The 18,056-nt window shown below is 47.3% G+C and carries 14 protein-coding genes and 1 pseudogene; 5 read left to right on the top strand and 10 right to left on the bottom strand.

The genetic code is table 11. The annotated features are described in order from the left end of the window. Positions 1–27: 27 nt before the first annotated feature. From ACQRBJ_RS10145 to ACQRBJ_RS10130, 4 genes are all read right to left on the bottom strand, one after another. Positions 28–1,536, bottom strand: coding sequence for a GH3 auxin-responsive promoter family protein (locus ACQRBJ_RS10145; RefSeq protein ID WP_441937691.1), 1,509 nt, complete (start codon positions 1,534–1,536; stop codon positions 28–30). Positions 1,537–1,750: 214 nt separating this feature from the next. Continuing rightward, positions 1,751–2,815, bottom strand: a complete 1,065-nt coding sequence (gene rnc, locus ACQRBJ_RS10140; RefSeq protein ID WP_441933279.1) for a ribonuclease III — start codon at positions 2,813–2,815, stop codon at positions 1,751–1,753. Then, positions 2,805–4,067, bottom strand: coding sequence for a beta-ketoacyl-ACP synthase II (fabF, locus tag ACQRBJ_RS10135; protein ID WP_118416262.1), 1,263 nt, complete (start codon positions 4,065–4,067; stop codon positions 2,805–2,807). The genes rnc and fabF overlap by 11 nt, the downstream gene beginning before the upstream one ends. A 21-nt stretch (positions 4,068–4,088) precedes the next feature. Further along, on the bottom strand, positions 4,089–4,325 hold the full coding sequence (locus ACQRBJ_RS10130) for an acyl carrier protein (protein ID WP_004342032.1): 237 nt from the start codon (positions 4,323–4,325) through the stop codon (positions 4,089–4,091). A gap of 225 nt (positions 4,326–4,550) precedes the next feature. On the opposite strand from ACQRBJ_RS10130, the gene ACQRBJ_RS10125 reads away from it, so the two are divergent. From ACQRBJ_RS10125 to ACQRBJ_RS10105, 5 genes and pseudogenes are all read left to right on the top strand, one after another. Beyond that, on the top strand, positions 4,551–5,156 hold the full coding sequence (locus ACQRBJ_RS10125; protein ID WP_294971315.1) for a DUF4254 domain-containing protein: 606 nt from the start codon (positions 4,551–4,553) through the stop codon (positions 5,154–5,156). A 73-nt stretch (positions 5,157–5,229) separates the two neighbouring features. Continuing rightward, positions 5,230–6,315: a glycosyltransferase family 9 protein gene (locus ACQRBJ_RS10120; protein ID WP_294971318.1), complete on the top strand. Its 1,086-nt coding sequence runs from the start codon at positions 5,230–5,232 to the stop codon at positions 6,313–6,315. A gap of 415 nt (positions 6,316–6,730) precedes the next feature. Further along, the gene (nadA, locus tag ACQRBJ_RS10115; RefSeq protein ID WP_217760003.1) at positions 6,731–7,723 is read left to right on the top strand and encodes a quinolinate synthase NadA; all 993 of its coding nucleotides are present in this window, start codon (positions 6,731–6,733) and stop codon (positions 7,721–7,723) included. An 85-nt stretch (positions 7,724–7,808) separates the two neighbouring features. Then, complete coding sequence (locus tag ACQRBJ_RS10110) at positions 7,809–9,794, top strand: glycoside hydrolase family 97 catalytic domain-containing protein (protein WP_445303539.1); 1,986 nt, start codon at positions 7,809–7,811, stop codon at positions 9,792–9,794. A 103-nt stretch (positions 9,795–9,897) separates the two neighbouring features. Next, positions 9,898–10,011: pseudogene (locus ACQRBJ_RS10105) on the top strand (Rpn family recombination-promoting nuclease/putative transposase); the annotation flags it as partial. A 956-nt stretch (positions 10,012–10,967) separates the two neighbouring features. On the opposite strand, the gene ACQRBJ_RS10100 reads toward ACQRBJ_RS10105, so the two are convergent. From ACQRBJ_RS10100 to ACQRBJ_RS10075, 6 genes are read right to left on the bottom strand one after another with little or no spacing between them, the layout of a single operon-like run. Further along, entirely contained in the window at positions 10,968–12,056 is a 1,089-nt protein-coding gene (locus ACQRBJ_RS10100; protein ID WP_445303538.1) for a glycosyltransferase family 1 protein, read from the bottom strand. Between the two features lie 25 nt (positions 12,057–12,081). Next, positions 12,082–13,032, bottom strand: coding sequence for a glycosyltransferase family 2 protein (locus ACQRBJ_RS10095; protein WP_441933271.1), 951 nt, complete (start codon positions 13,030–13,032; stop codon positions 12,082–12,084). Beyond that, positions 13,020–14,027 carry a glycosyltransferase family 2 protein gene (locus ACQRBJ_RS10090; RefSeq protein ID WP_445303537.1) on the bottom strand — a complete coding sequence of 336 codons (1,008 nt, stop codon included), beginning with the start codon at positions 14,025–14,027 and terminating at the stop codon, positions 13,020–13,022. Before ACQRBJ_RS10090 ends, ACQRBJ_RS10095 begins: the two co-directional genes overlap by 13 nt. Continuing rightward, positions 14,024–15,142, bottom strand: coding sequence for a hypothetical protein (locus ACQRBJ_RS10085; RefSeq protein WP_294969046.1), 1,119 nt, complete (start codon positions 15,140–15,142; stop codon positions 14,024–14,026). Before ACQRBJ_RS10085 ends, ACQRBJ_RS10090 begins: the two co-directional genes overlap by 4 nt. After that, positions 15,118–17,115 (bottom strand): T9SS type A sorting domain-containing protein, encoded by a 1,998-nt coding sequence (locus tag ACQRBJ_RS10080; RefSeq protein ID WP_445303536.1) that lies wholly within the window; start codon positions 17,113–17,115, stop codon positions 15,118–15,120. The genes ACQRBJ_RS10085 and ACQRBJ_RS10080 overlap by 25 nt, the downstream gene beginning before the upstream one ends. Continuing rightward, complete coding sequence (locus ACQRBJ_RS10075) at positions 17,112–18,053, bottom strand: glycosyltransferase family 2 protein (RefSeq protein WP_445303535.1); 942 nt, start codon at positions 18,051–18,053, stop codon at positions 17,112–17,114. Before ACQRBJ_RS10075 ends, ACQRBJ_RS10080 begins: the two co-directional genes overlap by 4 nt. Positions 18,054–18,056 lie beyond the last annotated feature (3 nt).

The raw sequence follows: 18,056 nt of genomic DNA, 5'->3' as shown, positions 1-18,056 counted from the left end.
CCCTATCTCGAAGGCAGCGATAAAAATTTACTTGTTCATCATCAGCATTTCGTCGAGATTCTTGCGGCTGTTGCTGAGACGGGGAATCTTATGCTGACCACCCAGCTTGCCCTTGCTCTTGAGCCAATCGTTGAAGACTCCCGGTCTTGCCTTTACTATTTCCAGATGCTGGAGCGTAACGTCGTGGAATCGCTTAGCCTCATAGTCGCTGTTGATTTCCTGCAGTTTCCGGTCGAGCAGGCTGGCAAACTCGTCCAGGCTTTCCGGTTCCTTGGAGAATTCGATAAGCCACTGATGGCGGCATTTGGCGTTGCTGTCCATATAGACAGGAGCAGCCGTATATTCAGCCACCTGGGCACCCGTCTTCTCGCAGGCATAAGCCAGACCCTTCTCGGCATTATCCATAATCAGTTCCTCGCCAAAGGCATTGATGAAGTATTTGGTTCTGCCGGTAATGACAAACTTATATGGATTCTTGCTTGTAAACTGAACGGTATCACCAATCATGTAACGCCATAATCCACAGGAGGTAGTGATAACCATCGCATAGTTCTTGCCTATTTCCACATCCCATAGAGGTATGATGGTAGGATTGGCCTTGCCGAATTCATCCATAGGGATAAACTCGTAGAAGACGTCATAATCTATCATCAGGAGCATCGCCGGGTCGGATGGATCGCTCTGCAGTCCGAAGAAGCCTTCGCTGGCATTATAAGTCTCCATATAATGCATGTCAGGCGAAGTGATGAGCTGCTCATACTGCTTGCGATAAGGCGTAAAGGCAATACCACCGTGGAAGAAAACCTCCAGGTTTGGCCATACTTCCTCCAGATGCTTCTTGCCTGAAAGCTCCATGACGCGTACCAGAACGCTGAGCATCCAGCTAGGCACACCCGAGATATTCGTAACGTTCTTGTTCAGGGTTTCCTGCGCAATACGGTCGCGCTTCACCTCGAAGTCGCTCAGGAGAGCCGTTTCCTTCCTAGGCACACGCACCAGATTGGCAAGCGGATTGATGTTTTCGATGAGAATAGCACTCAAATCGCCCACCAGACTGCCCGAAACATTATAGTTAGGCGAATGGCTACCGCCGAGAATCAGGCTCTTGCCGTCGAAAATCCTGCTTTTCGGATTATTACGCAGATAGAGCGCTACGGCATCAAATCCACCCGCATAATGAATACCATGCAAACCATCATGAGAAACAGGGATAAACTTACTCTTGTCGTTGGTAGTACCCGAAGATTTAGCATACCATTTCACGGTACCCGGCCACAGGATATCCTTTTCTCCATGGCGCATGCGGTCGATGTCCCCCTTCAGCTCCTCATAGGTGTTGACAGGCACATTCATCGCAAATTTCTCATAACTATTGGTAGTATTTAATAGATGCTTTACACCATATTCCGTATTCTTGCCCTTTTCAATAAGGCGCATGAGTGTATGATGCTGCAAATGTTCTGCATCATTAACATACTTCTCCAACTCCTTCTGTCGGGGTTTGAAGACATTACTTACTATCGTTGTTAAACTCATATCTAGATATATATACCTTATAAAGTAGATGCAAAATTAATTCAATCTTTTGATATAGAGAAAGTTTTTACTTTTTTTTAATACAAAAATCCAAGATAGATATATATGAGGAGAGAAACTGCAATAAAAGCCCTACCTGATGTATACAAAAAGACTCCCATAGATAAGTTTATATTACCTTTCTATGGGAGTCTTTTTCCGATATGTAAAGAGTTTATTCTTCAGCAAAAGCAGCCGCCTCGGCAGCTGCAATGATGTCTTCTCTAGACATCTCCTTAGGCTCTGCTGTAATATCGCTCAAGTCAAACTCGTCGCTATTGTTCTGTTCTACGACGGTTTCTGCCATTTCATTCTCCTCTGCAGCAGCCTTGTCCGAAAAAACCTCTTCCTTGAACACGCTGACGTGCTTCTCCTCTAGTTTTTTTTCGTCCAGATTCTGCGAGATGATGAAATTCTCCTGCACTTCTGTGCTAGGCACATTGAGCACAGGCTCTTCCTCCATCTTTGTACGGTTAGCCTTGGCAGCAAAGACCTCATCAATATACTGCGGTTTCTTGCGCAGGTTGTCTAAAGTTTCCTTAGAGGCAAACTGCTGGCTTTCTTTCTTGGAATATCCCTTGCCGATACCCCCTTTCACGCCTTCAATTTCCACCTGATAGGTGAACACAGGGCTTCCATTGTCATCTTTCTGCTGCTCAATCAATACATATTCAAGCTGTACGCGGTTTTTCTGGCTCCATTCGATAAGCTTGCTCTTGAAGTTAACCTCCTTGTAAGCCACCTTATCAATGTTTATCATTTGTGCCAGAATGCGATTCTTCATGAAAAACATGCATGCGTCATAACCGCGGTCCAGATAGATGGCACCAACCAAGGCTTCGAATGCATTTCCTCCCATATAGCTGTTATGAGAAGAACTGTGTCCGTTAGATAAAATCAGCTGATTGATACCCATCTCCTGCGCCAGCTTGTTGAGCGTGTCGCGCTGCACTAGCTTGCTTCGGGTATTCGTAAGGAATCCCTCACGCTTGCCAGGGAAGTGCTGGTACACGATGTCTCCTACTACAGCATCCAGAACAGCATCGCCCAGGAACTCCAGGCGCTCGTTATTCACCGGCTTACCCTTTGAATTGCGGCGCATGATGCTCTTGTGCATCAAGGCAAGCTTGTAATAACTGATATCGTGAGGATAGAAACCAAGGATTTCGTACAAAGAAAAATAAAGCTCTTTATCCTTGCGGAAAGAGAGCTTTATTCTATCTATAAAATTATTCAGCATACTTCTTGAATACTACACAGCAGTTGTGACCGCCGAATCCGAAAGTATTGCTCAATGCAGCACGAACTTCACGCTTCTGAGCTTTGTTGAAGGTAAAGTTCAAGTTGTAGTCGAGCTCTGGATCGTCATCACCCTCTTCGTGGTTGATAGTAGGAGGAACGATATCGTTCTTCACACTAAGAACACAAGCCATAGCCTCTACTGCACCGGCAGCACCGAGGAGGTGACCAGTCATTGACTTGGTAGAACTGATGTTAAGCTTGTAAGCTGCATCACCGAAGACAGCCTTGATAGCCTTAGCCTCAGAGATATCACCTACGTGGGTAGATGTACCGTGAACATTGATATAGTCAATGTCCTCTGGCTTCAGATTGGCATCAGCCAATGCGCGCTCCATAACGAGCTTAGCACCGAGACCCTCAGGATGAGAAGCTGTGATGTGATAAGCATCAGCACTCTCGCCCTCGCCTACCATCTCAGCATAGATCTTCGCACCACGAGCCTTAGCGTGCTCCAGTTCCTCGAGAATCAAGCAACCAGCACCTTCGCCCATGATAAATCCATCACGGCTTGCGCTGAATGGACGTGAAGCATGCTCAGGATCATCATTACGTGTTGACAATGCATGCATAGCATTGAAACCACCCACGCCACAAGCGCAGATAGCAGCCTCGGCACCACCGCTCACGATGATGTTTGCCTTGCCCAGACGAATCAGGTTGAAGGCATCAGCCAATGCGTTGCTTGAAGAAGCGCATGCAGATGTAGTAGTGTAGTTTGGTCCGTGGAATCCGAAGTGGATTGAAATCTGACCAGAAGCGATATCTGCAATCATCTTAGGGATGAAGAATGGATTGAACTTAGGACCATTCTCCTCGTGAGTACCGTAGTACTTCACCTCATCCTCGAAAGTCTTGATACCACCGATACCTACACCGAATACAACGCCAACGTTGTCCAAGTCTTCCTTCTCAAGATCAATTTCAGCGTCCTTTACACCCTGCATGGCAGCAATCATAGCCAACTGGGTATAACGGTCAAGCTTGCGAGCTTCCTTACGATCAATCCAATCATTGATGTTCAGGTCTTTAACCTCGCAAGCGAACTTGGTCTTGAAAAGGGTTGTATCGAAATGAGTAATAGGAGCAGCACCGCTCTTTCCAGCAAGAAGGTTATTCCAGGTTTCCTCTGGATTATTACCTACTGGAGTCACAGCACCGAGACCTGTTACAACAACTCTCTTTAATTCCATTTATAAAATTTTAGTGCTAAATTACTTAGCGTTCTCCTCGATGTAAGCGATAGCGTCACCTACAGTAGCAATCTTCTCAGCCTTATCGTCTGGAATAGAAATAGAGAACTCCTTCTCGAATTCCATGATCAACTCTACTGTATCCAATGAATCTGCACCGAGATCGTTTGTGAAGCTTGCCTCTGGCTTTACTTCTGCCTCATCAACACCGAGCTTATCAACGATAATTGCCTTTACTTTGCTTTCAATTTCTGACATAATTGTAACCTTTAAAATGTTTATAAATTAATTTCTAATTAAAAATCTGAGTGCAAAGGAACACTTTTTTTTTGAGATAAACAAATATTTTGGCGAAAAAAGTGACTTTCGGTGCACAATCACCCCTAAATTGTGCATTAATTTGGTCTTTTTTCGCTTTTTTGTTGGCTCTTTGAGAGAAATTTGTTACTTTTGTGCAGTATTTAATTAAACATTTCAAACCATATGACATTTACAGAAAACGCTAACAGGATTTTTAATCAGGCGATAGCTGATTATCACATCAAAGACAATATTGATACTCCTATCAATAATCCGTTTGCCGAAGGTACCATCGAGAACCGTCTCTACCTCAAGTGCTGGATTGATACCGTACAGTGGCATTTCGAGGATATCATCCGCGATCCGCAGATTGATCCTGCTGAAGCGCTCGTCTTGAAGCGCCGTATCGACAAGAGCAATCAGGACCGTACTGACCTCGTGGAGCAGATTGACTCTTACTTCCGTGAGACTTATAAGGACGTAAAGGTACATCCGGATGCGCGCATCAATACCGAGAGTCCGGCATGGGCTGTTGACCGCCTGAGCATCCTCGCCCTCAAGATTTATCACATGAAGGAGCAGGTAGACCGTCCTGAGGCTTCTGCTGAGCACAAGGCTAAGTGCCAGGCTAAGCTCAACGTGCTGCTCGAACAGCAGGTAGACCTTTCTACAGCCATCGACCAGCTCCTGGAAGATATCGAGGCGGGAAGAAAGTACATGAAGGTATATCGCCAGATGAAGATGTACAACGATCCTTCTACCAATCCGGTTCTCTACAACCAGAAATAAAACAGGAGGAGGATGAGGGAGAGCTATTTCTCCCCATTCCCACCTTATTATATATATAAAGAAGAAAAAACAAATGAAGACAGAGCATATACTTGTTATAAGATTCTCGGCCATGGGCGATGTTGCCATGACCGTACCTGTGATATATTCGCTGGCCAGACAATATCCACATGTCAGGATAACAGTGCTCAGTCGTCCATTCGCCCGCTCATTCTTCGAAGACCTCGCCCCTAACGTAGGCTTCATGGAGGCAGACATCAAGGGCGAATACAAAGGCGTAACGGGCTTGAATGCATTGTATCGCCGACTCATCGCCAAGCAGTTCACGGCGATAGCCGACCTGCATAGCGTATTGCGCTCAAGCTATCTGCGCATGCGTTTCAATCTAGCCAATTTCAAGGTGGCACACATCGACAAGCATCGCAGCGGCAAGCGCAAGCTGGTTGCATCTTCCGGCAAGAAACTGCAGCAGCTGTCTAGCTCCTTCCAGAATTATGCAGATGTTTTTGCACAGTTAGGCTATCCCGTCAAGATGGAATTCACATCCATCTTCGGCGAAGGAAAAGGCAATCTCGCCAGCCTGCCACAGGAAGTTTTCAGAGCTGGCGACAGCGTTATCAGTCTGGAAAACAAGCACATAACCGAACCTTGGATAGGCATCGCTCCGTTTGCTGCCCACGAAGGCAAGATTTATCCCGTACAGCTGATGGAAAAAGTTATCCAGCAACTTATCCACAATCATCCCCACTGCCATATCTTCCTCTTCGGAGGAGGCAAAAACGAGACTCCGGTCATGGATAAATGGGCAGAAGACTATAAGCAGGTAGTGAATGCTTCCTCCCATCTGGGCGGTCTGCAGCAGGAACTAATCCTGATGAGCCATCTCCACGTCATGCTGAGCATGGATAGTGCCAATATGCATCTGGCTTCGCTCGTCAATACTCCTGTCGTTAGCGTCTGGGGAGCCACTCATCCTTACGCTGGCTTCATGGGATGGCATCAGAGCCCCGACAATGCCGTTCAGCTTGACCTGCCTTGCCGTCCTTGCAGCATCTACGGCAACAAGCCATGCATGCGCGGGGACTTTGCCTGCATGAAGAATATATCTCCCGAACTGATTATCGAAAAAATAGAAAACGTATTCAAGCAGAAATCCTGACCGGTTTCTGCTTTTTTGTTTATACACGAAAAACCGTTGATAAGTGTACGGAAAACCCTATTCATAACTTTTTAATAACTTCGTAAATATCCACAGCCCCCATGTCATGAATGTGAAAATAGGGATATCCACAGGGTTATTAATAAGTTTTTAGAAACTTTTTCGCACTTTTTGAGCGGAAAAAGATATAAACTTATTAACTTTGCAGCGAATTGGGGAAATGTTGATAAAACGGTTAAGGCATTAAGAGCCAGGAAAAAGATTTCCATTACCCGTGCTCAAAACTGACAGGAAGACTTGGATAACGGAAACAGCAAATATCCGGACTGTTTTTTATCCACTTATCCACGTCATATCATCATCCTAATAATTCTTTTTTAAAAATTAGAAATAAAGAAATATAAATATGAATATTATGGTGAAAAAAGAATGGATTGAGAAAGGATACGTTGACGAACCCGTTGACGAAGCCTTAGACTTGAAAGCTGAAATCAAGAAACTCTGTAAGGAGAAGGATGCTATCATCCTGGCGCACTACTATACCGTAGGCGAGATTCAGGACATTGCCGACTTCGTGGGCGATTCCCTGGCGCTGGCACGCAAGGCTGCCGAGACCGATGCCAAGGTGATGGTGATGTGTGGTGTTCATTTCATGGCTGAGACCTGCAAGCTCCTGAGCCCTGACAAGACCGTGCTCTGCCCAGACCTCAATGCCGGCTGCTCGCTTGCCGACAGCTGCAAGGCTGAGGATTTGAAGAAGTACAAGGAGGAGCATCCTGGATATAAGGTGGTGAGCTATGTCAACACTACCGCTGCCGTGAAGGCGCTGACCGATTGTGTGGTGACCAGCGGCAATGCCAAGAAGGTGATTGATGCCTTCCCGCAGGACGAGAAGATCATCTTCGGTCCTGATTACAACCTGGGCAACTATATCAACAGCGTGACGGGCAGGAACATGCTGCTCTGGAATGGTGGCTGCCATGTGCATGAGAAGTTCTCTGTAGAGGCTATCATCCAGTTGAAGCAGGAGCATCCTGATGCCGTCGTGATGGCCCACCTGGAATGCAAGGCGCCTGTGCTTGCCGTAGCCGATGTGAAGGGTTCTACAGCCACCATGCTTCATTATGCCCAGGAGCATCCGGAAATCAAGGAGTATATCATCGCCACAGAGGCTGGTATCCTGCACGAGCTGGAGCGCAACTGTCCTTCCGTCGTCTTCTATCCTGTTCCGCCGGAGGTTAGCGAGGGTGGAGTAGGCTGCAGCTGCAATGAGTGCGAATATATGAAGATGAACTCATTGAAGAAGATCTACAATAGCCTGAAGTTCGGCTGGCCTACGGTAGAAGTGGCTCCGGAAATAGCCAAGGATGCCGTCAAGCCTATCGAGAAGATGCTTTCCCTCTCATAAGACCCGGAAGTTCCGTTCCGTGAATGATCTGCATTTTTGGAACGGAACTCTTTAACCATTAGATAAACAACAAAACAACTTAGGTATGGATGCAAGATTAATCACTCCAATCCTGGCTTTATGCTGCCTGCCTTTGTCGGCGAAAGTATATACCGTCCAATCATTATTGGGCGATATGGTTGTTAACATCCATGTGGATAAGTCGATAACCTGGGATATCACCAAGGGGAAAACCCAGGTTCTGAAACCTTCCGCTATCTCCTTACAGACTGATAGACAGACCTTTGGCGTCAATCCGAAGGTGCGCAAGGCTACCGTTCATAATTATAAGAACGATGATACGGGCGGCTATCAGCAGCTGCTCCTTTCCTGCAACGGATATGATGTGGAATTCCGCGTTTTCCTGAATGCTGCAGCCTATCGCATCATCCCTAAGAAGACAATCAATAAGGTGGTGAATGAAACTTCCGAATATCGCTTTGCCGGCAACTATCAGAGTTTCGTACCTTATGTGAATGATAACCGTGAAGGAGAGCGCTGGTGCTATTCCTTCGAGTCCTATTATGACGAGGCTCCGCTGTCCAGAATGTATCAGGATTCCCTCGCCATCACGCCTCTAGCCGTCTGTCTGCCTGAAGGAAAGAAGGCCGTGGTCATGGAGGCTGATGTAGAAAACTATCCGGGCATGTATCTCCTGAAGGGTGCGTCTTCTTCAGAACATTCGCTGCAGGCTGCCTTTCCTCCTTATCCTTTAAAGGAGAAGATAGGTGGATACAACCGCCTGAACCTGGTCCCTACAGAGCGTGCCGGCTATATCGCAGAAAAGGTAACCCGTCTGCCTTGGCGCATCGTGCTCGTAACCGATGAAGACAAACAGCTGGTAGGCAATGATATTGCCCGACAGCTGGGACCTCAGTGCAGAATCAAGGATACATCGTGGATAAAGCCGGGAAAAGTGGCTTGGGACTGGTGGAACAACACCAATATCACGGGCGTGGATTTCCGTGCCGGCATCAATACCGATACCTATAAGTATTTTGTGGATTTTGCCCGCAAGAACGGCTTGGAATATATCATCATCGATGAAGGCTGGAGCGATCCCGAAGACCTGCTCATCTTCTCCGACAAGATGGATATGGCGGGCATCATCAACTATGCCAAGCAGAATGGGGTAGGAGTGATTCTCTGGTCTTCATGGCGCAATCTCATCCAGCGCGGTCATGAGAAGATGGAAGAAATCATGAAGCATTACGGCGATATGGGCGTCAAGGGATTCAAGGTTGATTTCTTTGACCGTGACGACCAGAAGGCTATCAATTCCGTATACGAGGTGGCTGAATGTGCTGCCAGACATCATCTTCTGCTCGACCTTCATGGCATGCGGCCGTTTGGCGTACAGTTTGCCTATCCCAACATCGTGAATTTCGAGGGCGTGAAGGGTTTGGAGAATTCCAAGTGGGAGCCTCGTGTGGGCGATGGTCCTCTGCACGACCAGCCTCGCTATGACGTGACGATTCCATATCTCCGTGCCCTGCCGGGCAGTTTCGACTATACGCCTGGAGCCATGGTGAATGCCGTCCGTTCGCAGTTCTTCGGCAACAACGACCATCCGATGAGCCAGGGCACCAGAGTGCATCAGATGGCGATGTATACTATCTTTGATGCTCCTTTGCAGATGCTTGCCGACAGTCCTACGAAGTATATGCAGAATCAGGAGTGTACCGATTTCATAGCCCAGATACCGACGGTTTATGACCAGGTGGTGCCATTGGACGGCAAACTGGGCGAATACGTGGTTGTAGCCAAGAGAAAGGGCAGCAGATGGTATATTGCAGCGATGAACAACTGGCAGGCTCGTGACCTCACCATCGACCTCTCTCCATTACTGAAGCTGAACGGAAAGACCAACCGTCCTGAAAAGCTGAGCGGCAAGGCGAACATCTTTGCCGACGGCATCAATGCCGACCGTGAAGCCACAGACTATAAGCATACTTACCAGCAGATCAGTGCCGGCGATAAGCTTCAGATACATCTGGCTCCAGCAGGTGGTTGGACAGCCATCGTAGAGTAAATAAAAGGGTCTATATGTCACCCGTTCATCGTGGCATTTAGACCCTTTTTCTATTGTTTTGCCCCACACGCCCTGGGCTAGGAGCTTTTGGGCCTTCAGCCCGGAAGGCAAACATAAGACCAAAACTGAAACAGCACAACGATTGCTGGCAATGGGACTTTCTGCCGAACAGGTTGCCAAAGCTACCCAGCTACCTTTGGAAATCATGAAGAAATAAATATACCAACTGAGATGTAGATACTAATTGTAAATTATTAATTGTTTCCATCTTTCTTCCGATTGGCGCCTATATCTTCCGATTGATGGTGTGAAGGAGAGGTTGATGCCTTTCTCCTAATCACCTGCAAAAGTACGACTTTTTTTTGATACCACCAAATTTCGGGTTGTGATAAGGGCCGATTTTCAGTAGCTTTCAAATTGTAAGTTGGTTAATAATTACAAGTCATAGTTTTGAGAGCAGAAAAAACATAGAGTTGTGGAACAGAAAACATAGAGTTGTGGAAAAGAAACTGTAAATCAGGAGAATCAGGATATTCCGGAAGATCCCCGATTTATTATTTCAATTTCAGTTATTTCAGTTATTTCAGTTTTCAGCGCCTTAGTACTTTTCTCTTTATAGTATTATCTTATATATTTATATATATATAAATATATAAGATATATAATTTACTTACAATTCGTAACTACATATCTAACATATAGGGGCACGCTGAAAACTGAAATAACTGAAATAACTGAAATTGAGATAGGGTTTGGAGTATTTGGCCCTATAAGCCAGCCTTCTTGCTCTACAGACCCCTTGTATGTGGTCTCAAGAACGGGCTGAAGTCCCAGAAGCAGTGCACAAGGCGTCCTGAAAACCCTGGGCGCCGCCCTTTATTAACAAAATGTACGGTAAATATTGTCGGAAAAAGAAAAGAGAGTATCGATAAAGGTGGTAAAAACTGGTTGATAGGTGGTAAAAACTGTTTTCTTTTATATAAAACAATATTTTTAACCTCCTGAAAAGACAAAATTTACGACATTGGTAATCCGAAATGTTGTATCTTTGCATCAGTTAAAACAAACGGACGTTGTGAAACGTCTTTTCATCATCTTTTACTTATACAAATAAAATTAGAAAGTTTAATCTAATTATAAAAAAGAGTGCTCAAGTGATTGAGTGCTCTTTTTTTATTTCCAGTAAAAGGCTTCATATTCGCGAGCCACCTTTATATAATGGTGGTGCTTTTCTATATATTCCATACTTTGCTTTTTTAACAGAGGTATCCGCTCTGGATGCAGGATGAGTTTTTCCAGTTCTCCGTAGACACTCTCGTAGCTGGGCTCTACGTTGATGATGGGACGAAGCTGGGTTTCATGAAGAATCTCGTAGTTTTCCGGTTCTCCACCTCCTATGCAGATGATGCCTCTGGACATCGCTTCCAGCGGATTCATGGAGGGAGTGTAGCTGTAAAGCTGGTCGAGGATGGCATCGCTCCCGTTCATCATCCTTACGTATTCCCGGAAGGGCAGGTTTTCTGCCTGGCGCAGTTCCATCCTGTCGGGATATTTTTCTGCTATCGCCTGGGCAGCCTTCAGCATGATGTCTGTACCCTTATATTCGCTCCGGCTTCTGTTGATGCCGATGAAAACCCTTACCTTATCACTATCCTCCTGAGTCGGTTCCAGGTCATGGGGCTTGATGGGGAGAGGGATAAAGGTGGTCTTGGCGGGGAATTTCGGGTGATAGCATGCCCAGTATTCATAGAGTCCCGTCACGATGCCGTCGCACTCGCCGGCTATGATTCTGTTGAGTCTTTCCTTCTCCGTGCCCAGCCAGTCTTTCCTTTCCTTCAGGGCGTCAGCGTTGGTCCGCAGGGTCTCTCCCATATTGAAATCGCTGTATCTCAGCGGTTGGTCGTTGCAGCAGCCACTCACCCAATAATAGTCCATCCCGAAACCGCCCAGGATAATCTTCCCGTTGTGCCGTTTCAGATAACGGTAGACGGGTAGGATGCGCTCTGCCTTCAACTCGAGAAACATGGGATTGATGAGCTGTACGACATCATATCCGCGAAGCTTGGGCAACAGCGCATACAACCGTGCCATATACGCTATTCCGCCCCATTTCCCGGGCTTCCTGACCAGGTCGATATCCCGCGGATAGTTCTTCCAGAAGTCGCCGTTAGAGAGCACGGTAACCTGATGCCCCAGCTGTCGGAGTCCTTCGGCAAGTGTGGCATGAACGTTGCTGTATTCTCCCATGAGTAGTATTTTCATATCCTATGAATCTAAAAATGAATTTTTATCCCTTCAGCTGGGGCAGGGTCATGACCATGAGTCTTCTGCCCACCTTGCTTCTTATCGCCTTGCAGAACAGCTGGTATTTCTTGGTGTATTTCTTGTCTGGAAGCGGATAGAGCCCCTTGTCGTGGAGCCGCTTCATGGCATCTTCCAGATGACGGGTGCTGCGGGTGAGCAGGATAGTGTTGTAGAGATAGTCCATGGTGAGCTGGGCTATTCTGCGGTTGAGGGCCACTCTCTCCGTATCAGACAGTAGCGCCGCCTTCTCCTGCAGATGGCAGATGACGAGCTCGGTATCGGCGAGTCGCCTCAGATTGTGGCGCATATTCTCCTTCTGATGCATGATGGAGTCTTTCCTCGTGCGGTAGAAATATGCCCTGGCATCGGTGGTGATGACTCTTTCAGCCTTCAGGAAGAGGAGCGGGGTGAATTCCTCGTCCTCGTGCAGGATGCCCGGGGTGAAGCGCTGGTTCTGCAGGATATCTCTCCTGAAGACATAGCTGCAGGCTGAACCCCGCAAGTTGTTGTTGTGCAGGAAGATACTGCCGCTAACCGGTTCGGTATATGAATAAGGTACCTCCTTAATCTCCTTATCCGTCAATTCGAAATATACGATGTCGGGGTTGTGATATCTCACCAAATCGAGACAGTGTTCATAGCCCCGCTGGAGCAGATAGTCATCGCCGTCAATAAACTGCAGAAATTTGCCGGTAGCTATCTTGATGCCCGTGTTCCGGGCTATCGACAAGCCCTGGTTGCGCTGGCGCAGATAGATGAAATCGTCCTGATAGTCCATCAGGTCGTGGATGGGCGAGAGGTCGCTTCCATCGTCGACGATGATGATTTCGCGCTCCTTTGGATTGAGCGAGAGCTGCAGGATGCTTTTCAGGCAGAATTCCAGATATTCTGACGGCAGGTTGTAGGTGGTGATGATGAAACTTACCAGTGGCATCTGAGCTTTCTGCCCAGACAGAGAATTTGATGTATAAGATGATTGACTTTGCATAATCGTTGATAACCTAATATTTTAAGAAGTTGAAGTTTGAACGGATGGATTCCTTTATCTATTCGGGCAAGATATTCCACGAGAGGCGGGGAAGGTTCCAGCTTCCCGGAAACGTCGTAGAGATCGAGCATGATGTTCAGTATCTGCGCCATATAGTCCTGCAGCTGTTCTCCGTATTGCTGCATATAGGCGGGATGCGCCTTGAACCGGTGCATGATGCTGGTCAGGATGCGGATATGGGCATCGTATAATGATTTCAAATCCCCATATTTTGCCTGGGCTGTGATGCCCCGACTGTTCCAGTGATAGACGTATTTCCCTATATCCGTGACCCTGATGACGGGGAAGGCTTTTTCGTCCTTCCTGTCAGAAACCAGTCTTATCAGCAGCGGGGTGGTCCATGCGTCTTCGAAGGTCCTGCCCTTGGGATATTCTACGTCGTCGAAGAGATGGCGCCTGTAGATCTTATTCCATGCATAGGTATGCTGATATCCCTTTTCGGCAAACCAGTAGTCCAGCGGATTCTGATATTCGGCAGGCGTGAAGGAGAGTTCTGACTGTCTCTTCCGGTTGCCGTATCTCTCTGATACAGAATACTCCAGAATGTCGACATGGGGATGCTTCCCGATTTCCTGAATCAGGTTTTCCAGGGTGTTATCCACCATCGTATCATCGCTATCCACAAAGGTGATATATTCTCCCCGTGCCTTTCTGATTCCGGTATTGCGGGCATCGCTCAAACCTCCGTTTTCCTTGTGAATCACCCTGATGCGGGCATCTTTCCGGGCATATTCATCGCAGAGCTGGGGACTGCCGTCGTCTGATCCATCGTCTACGAGAATCATCTCATAGTCGGTGAATGATTGCTGCAGGATACTCTCCAGGCATCTTTCCAGGGTATCCTGCGTGCGATATACGGGTATGATAATGCTCAGTTTCATGACTTTCTGATGTTTGCTATGATGATGAATGGAAGCGACATGCTGAAATAGGAGATGTCGTATGTGGGACTGAACAGCTGGTAGTTGCCCGATGTTGCCATATTGATGATGAACGTGACGGCGGTGAGGAGGAAGAGTCCGTAGCCTATGTTGCCATACAGTCTTCTTCTGCTGTCCTGCCAGCTGAATGCGAGATAGATCATGACAGGTATCAGCAGGAGGATGCCCGACAGGCTGCCCTGGCGGGTCTGCAGGACGAAGGGATTGTATTCGAAGAACAGCAGACTCTTCATATCCCACAGCAGGAAGGGGAGAAACGTGAGGCTGAATGTCAGGAAAATTCCCAATAAGAAGCTTGTTTTCCTCCGAAGGTTTAATGAAAGGAAGGGGCGCAGCAGGAAGATGAAGAACGGAATGGCGACTGCCAACCGCGTGCTGAGCAGCATTCCCAGCAGGAGGGAAAAGAGTACGGGACGGGTGGATAAACCTGCCTGTTTTATCAGCAGCAGGTTGATGACTGCCAGCACCAGTAGGAAGTTTGCCATCAGGTCGCTCCTGACGAATATCTCGTATAGGAAGGCTGGAGAATAGAGCAGACACGCTAGGAAACAGAGTGTTGCCCTGTTGCCATACAGGCGTTTGACGGTATATAGCGTGAAGGCTAAGACCGCAAAAAGGGAGAGTCCTACATTGTTGAGATAATAGAACGGGATGTGCAGAAACTGCCAGACGGGGAAGGGAGATCCGTAGCCACCCAGATGGGTTGGAGCCATATAGGGGTATCTGCCATGCACCAGATAATTGATGAAATTGTGGATTGCCGACCATCTGTCTACCTGTATCTGATAGGGGTCGATGAGATATTGCATGCCTGCCAAAACGAGGATGAAGCCGAGGATGGCGAACCAGAGGCTGCGACTGCCCACATGCCCTACACGAGCAGCAAGACGGGGGAGAAGCAGACCGGCAAGAAGGTAGGCAGAAAGCACCAGAAGGGTGACAGAGAGGCTTATCCTCATCAGATACTTCGTGATGAACAAAGCATTGATGAGAAAATAGAGCACATACAGAATATATGTATTTATATCTTTTATCTGATGATTGCAATTTTGCATACTGTTCCTTGATTACCTTCGTTTGTTGCCGTTTCTACCATATAGATACCGCTAGCCACTTTTTCTCCCTTCCTGTTTCTGCCGTCCCAGGTATAGGAGCCTCCGTTGCTTTTGCCCTGGTTTACGAGGACACCGTTGGAAGTGACAATCTTGACATCTGCCTGGAATGACAATCCGGTGATGGTGATGAGTCCCGTATAATCAGGTTTCACGGGGTTAGGATAGGCCCAGACATTGCCACTGGTCATTTCGTCATTGGTCTTGCTGGCGTTGCTCATATAGGAGCAGAGACCCTTGTCGGTGCCGAAGAATACCTCGCCGGTGGCATCGTTGATGGCTATCGACTCGATGTTGTCAGAGAGCAGAGGACTGTTGCCCGACGTGAAATGATGGATTTCCTCCATATTGTCGTCGCTGATGAGATAGACACCGTTGCTGCTGGTTCCAAACCATTTTCTGTTGCCCTCATCGATGGCGATGGCGCTGATGCTTACGCCTCCCAGCAGATAGTCGGCAAAATTGGTACCGTCGTTTCTCGGAATCTTCACCTGCGTCAATACCGGGGATTCCTGGGTTGTTTCCTTCTTTTCTATCAGTATCGGACCCGCATCCGTTGCCAGCCAGATGTTGTGTAACCGGTCTTCCTTGATATCCTTCAGCCAATAAGTTGTAAACTTAGTTTCATCCTCATTGATGAAATTGGTGGTAGAATACAGCTTGTTGTTCGTCATGTCATATCTGAAGAATGCCGGATTCTGCCAGTTGTCGTTGCTGAACCACAGGATGTTCCTGCTGTCTATCAGCAGATGGCTCATGTTGGGCAATGTAGATAACTCGTTCTGCGAAAGCGCCGTCCAGATTCCGTCCTGATAGGTGAGCAGGTTCTTTTCCTTGTTCATGCTGTTGATGAGCCAGAGCTTGCCCTGGCTGTCGAACGTAAGGCCCTGCACGACCACGTAGTTCTTGTCTGAACCGAATACGGAAACCAGCGGACTGTTGTCGTAGCTGTAATGCTTGATGAATCTGCCATCGGCAAACTTGTAGAGTCCGGTTCTTCCGCATGCAAAAAGGGTATCGGGATGCAGCGGATTGAAATCGATGCAGTTGATGTCCATATAGGAAGGATTTCCGGCAGCCTCATGAAAATTGTCTTCATAGATGTTCCATTCCTGGTTGTCCAGAAGCTGGATGCAGCCTGGGCGTCGCATGTCCTGCATCACGTTATAGCCGCCTCCGCAGGTATATAGCTGTCCCCGGTCGAACTTCATGAATCCAAAGTAGTTATACTTCGGACCTCCCGGCTTCAGGGTGCTTACTATCTGCCTGAGTTCGCTCTTGTCTTCCTGCTTCCGGGCAGCATAATCTCCCACCCTGCTCCAGCTGTTCCTATCGAGCAGGTTGCTGGTGAGCGGGGCACGGTATTGTCCGCTCGCCTGGCTGTAGGCATAGATATACCGGTCTTTTATCTCGCACCAGTCAACCTTGAATCCGAGCTGATAGGTATCGCTGATTTCGCCATCTGCCACGTTCACCTTGACGATGCCGAAACCGTTGCTGAGATAGGCATATTTACCATATATATAGATATCGTTTACCGATTTATCGCCGGTGGTAGCAGCCGTATAGTAATCAGAAAGGTTCTGAACTTCGAAATTACTGCTGTTCATCAGGTCGATATTGGCATTTCTGTAGAGAATCAGCAGGCGTCCGGCAGCCTTGTTGTAGGCGATGTGCTGGATATCGCAGTCGCTCAGATAGTCTACCTTGCTGAAGGTCTGGATACTCTGGTCGTTCCTGTTGTAGACATATAGATTGTTGGAAGCCTGTACGAAAATCAGGTTTCCTGCGGGTTCTATCTCCTGCACTTCGCTATATGCCATATAGGCTTTCCAGTCGCCGATGGCAGCAAATGTGCGGTTGGATGCAACCTGCAGAATCAGGAACGTAAGGAGTATCAATATTTTCTTGCTCATATATCCAGATGTATATAATATAATAACTTATATATATTAAACAGAAAAATGCTGGGTTTATTGCCTGTGAGCCTTGCTTTTATTGGTAGACTCAGCAGCGGAAAGAGATGCTGGCAGAGCGGATAGAGACGGCAGCGCTTCAGCTTGCCGGCATAACTGATGATTCTGGAATAGTCCTGCAGTTCGGTTCTGAACTGATAGAGGGTGTGCAGGCTTTCCTCTGTCTTGCGGATAAACGACATGTTGCCGATAAAGTGTTCATAACCCAGTGGATTATCTACGTGTAGAATGGATATGTGGTTGTCTTTCAGGTTTTTACCCCATAGTACATCTTCATATCCATAGTGGATAAACCTTTCGTCGAAGGGATATCTGAGCATGATATTCCGCTTCACGATGAAGTTGGAGGTGTGGAAATCTGCATAGGGATTAGCCTGGCGCTGGAGATGATTTCCATTCTGCGTGCCGGCTGATTCGAAGATATATCGTAAGTTATACTTCAGCCGTTCTCTGGTTTCAGCATCCCGTTTTATCTGATAACCGCCATAGATAACATCGTTTTCCTTTTCTCTTTGATAATCGGCAAGATACTGCTGGCTGATAATGTTCATGTTGCTGTCGATAAACAGCAGCCAGGGATATTTTGCCTCCTGTGCCAGGAAATTCCGGATGGCAGCCCTGCCCACGTTTTCTTCTCTTTCGATATATCGGCAATGGGGGAGGGTGTTGATGATTCGGTTCTCCTCTACGGTTCCCTTATCGGTAGAACCATCATCGGCAACCAGGATTTCGTATTCGAAACGGGAGGATGATTCCTGGGAAGAAGAGCGGGTTTCCGAGGAAGAAGACAATAATGAAGCTTGAGCCTGTAAGGACTTTACAAGCTCAATACATACATTATTATATGTAGGGATTAATATCGAAAGGGTATTAATCATACC

This window comes from Prevotella sp. SGI.167 (assembly GCF_050313615.1).
Classification (GTDB): Bacteria; Bacteroidota; Bacteroidia; order Bacteroidales; family Bacteroidaceae; genus Prevotella.
The sequence above is the reverse complement of the archived record's forward strand: the minus strand, read 5'-3'. Positions and strand labels throughout refer to the sequence as shown.

Bases quoted from the DNA above. Each gene is read 5' to 3' on its own strand.
- rnc (WP_441933279.1), bottom strand. From the start codon at position 2,815: ATGCTGAATAATTTTATAGATAGAATAAAGCTCTCTTTCCGCAAGGAT.
- nadA (WP_217760003.1), top strand. From the start codon at position 6,731: ATGGTGAAAAAAGAATGGATTGAGAAAGGATACGTTGACGAACCCGTT.
- ACQRBJ_RS10120 (WP_294971318.1), top strand. From the start codon at position 5,230: ATGAAGACAGAGCATATACTTGTTATAAGATTCTCGGCCATGGGCGAT.
- ACQRBJ_RS10110 (WP_445303539.1), top strand. From the start codon at position 7,809: ATGGATGCAAGATTAATCACTCCAATCCTGGCTTTATGCTGCCTGCCT.
- ACQRBJ_RS10125 (WP_294971315.1), top strand. From the start codon at position 4,551: ATGACATTTACAGAAAACGCTAACAGGATTTTTAATCAGGCGATAGCT.
- ACQRBJ_RS10080 (WP_445303536.1), bottom strand. From the start codon at position 17,115: ATGAGCAAGAAAATATTGATACTCCTTACGTTCCTGATTCTGCAGGTT.
- ACQRBJ_RS10145 (WP_441937691.1), bottom strand. From the start codon at position 1,536: ATGAGTTTAACAACGATAGTAAGTAATGTCTTCAAACCCCGACAGAAG.
- fabF (WP_118416262.1), bottom strand. From the start codon at position 4,067: ATGGAATTAAAGAGAGTTGTTGTAACAGGTCTCGGTGCTGTGACTCCA.
- ACQRBJ_RS10130 (WP_004342032.1), bottom strand. From the start codon at position 4,325: ATGTCAGAAATTGAAAGCAAAGTAAAGGCAATTATCGTTGATAAGCTC.
- ACQRBJ_RS10075 (WP_445303535.1), bottom strand. From the start codon at position 18,053: ATGATTAATACCCTTTCGATATTAATCCCTACATATAATAATGTATGT.
- ACQRBJ_RS10090 (WP_445303537.1), bottom strand. From the start codon at position 14,027: ATGAAACTGAGCATTATCATACCCGTATATCGCACGCAGGATACCCTG.
- ACQRBJ_RS10100 (WP_445303538.1), bottom strand. From the start codon at position 12,056: ATGAAAATACTACTCATGGGAGAATACAGCAACGTTCATGCCACACTT.
- ACQRBJ_RS10085 (WP_294969046.1), bottom strand. From the start codon at position 15,142: ATGCAAAATTGCAATCATCAGATAAAAGATATAAATACATATATTCTG.
- ACQRBJ_RS10095 (WP_441933271.1), bottom strand. From the start codon at position 13,032: ATGCCACTGGTAAGTTTCATCATCACCACCTACAACCTGCCGTCAGAA.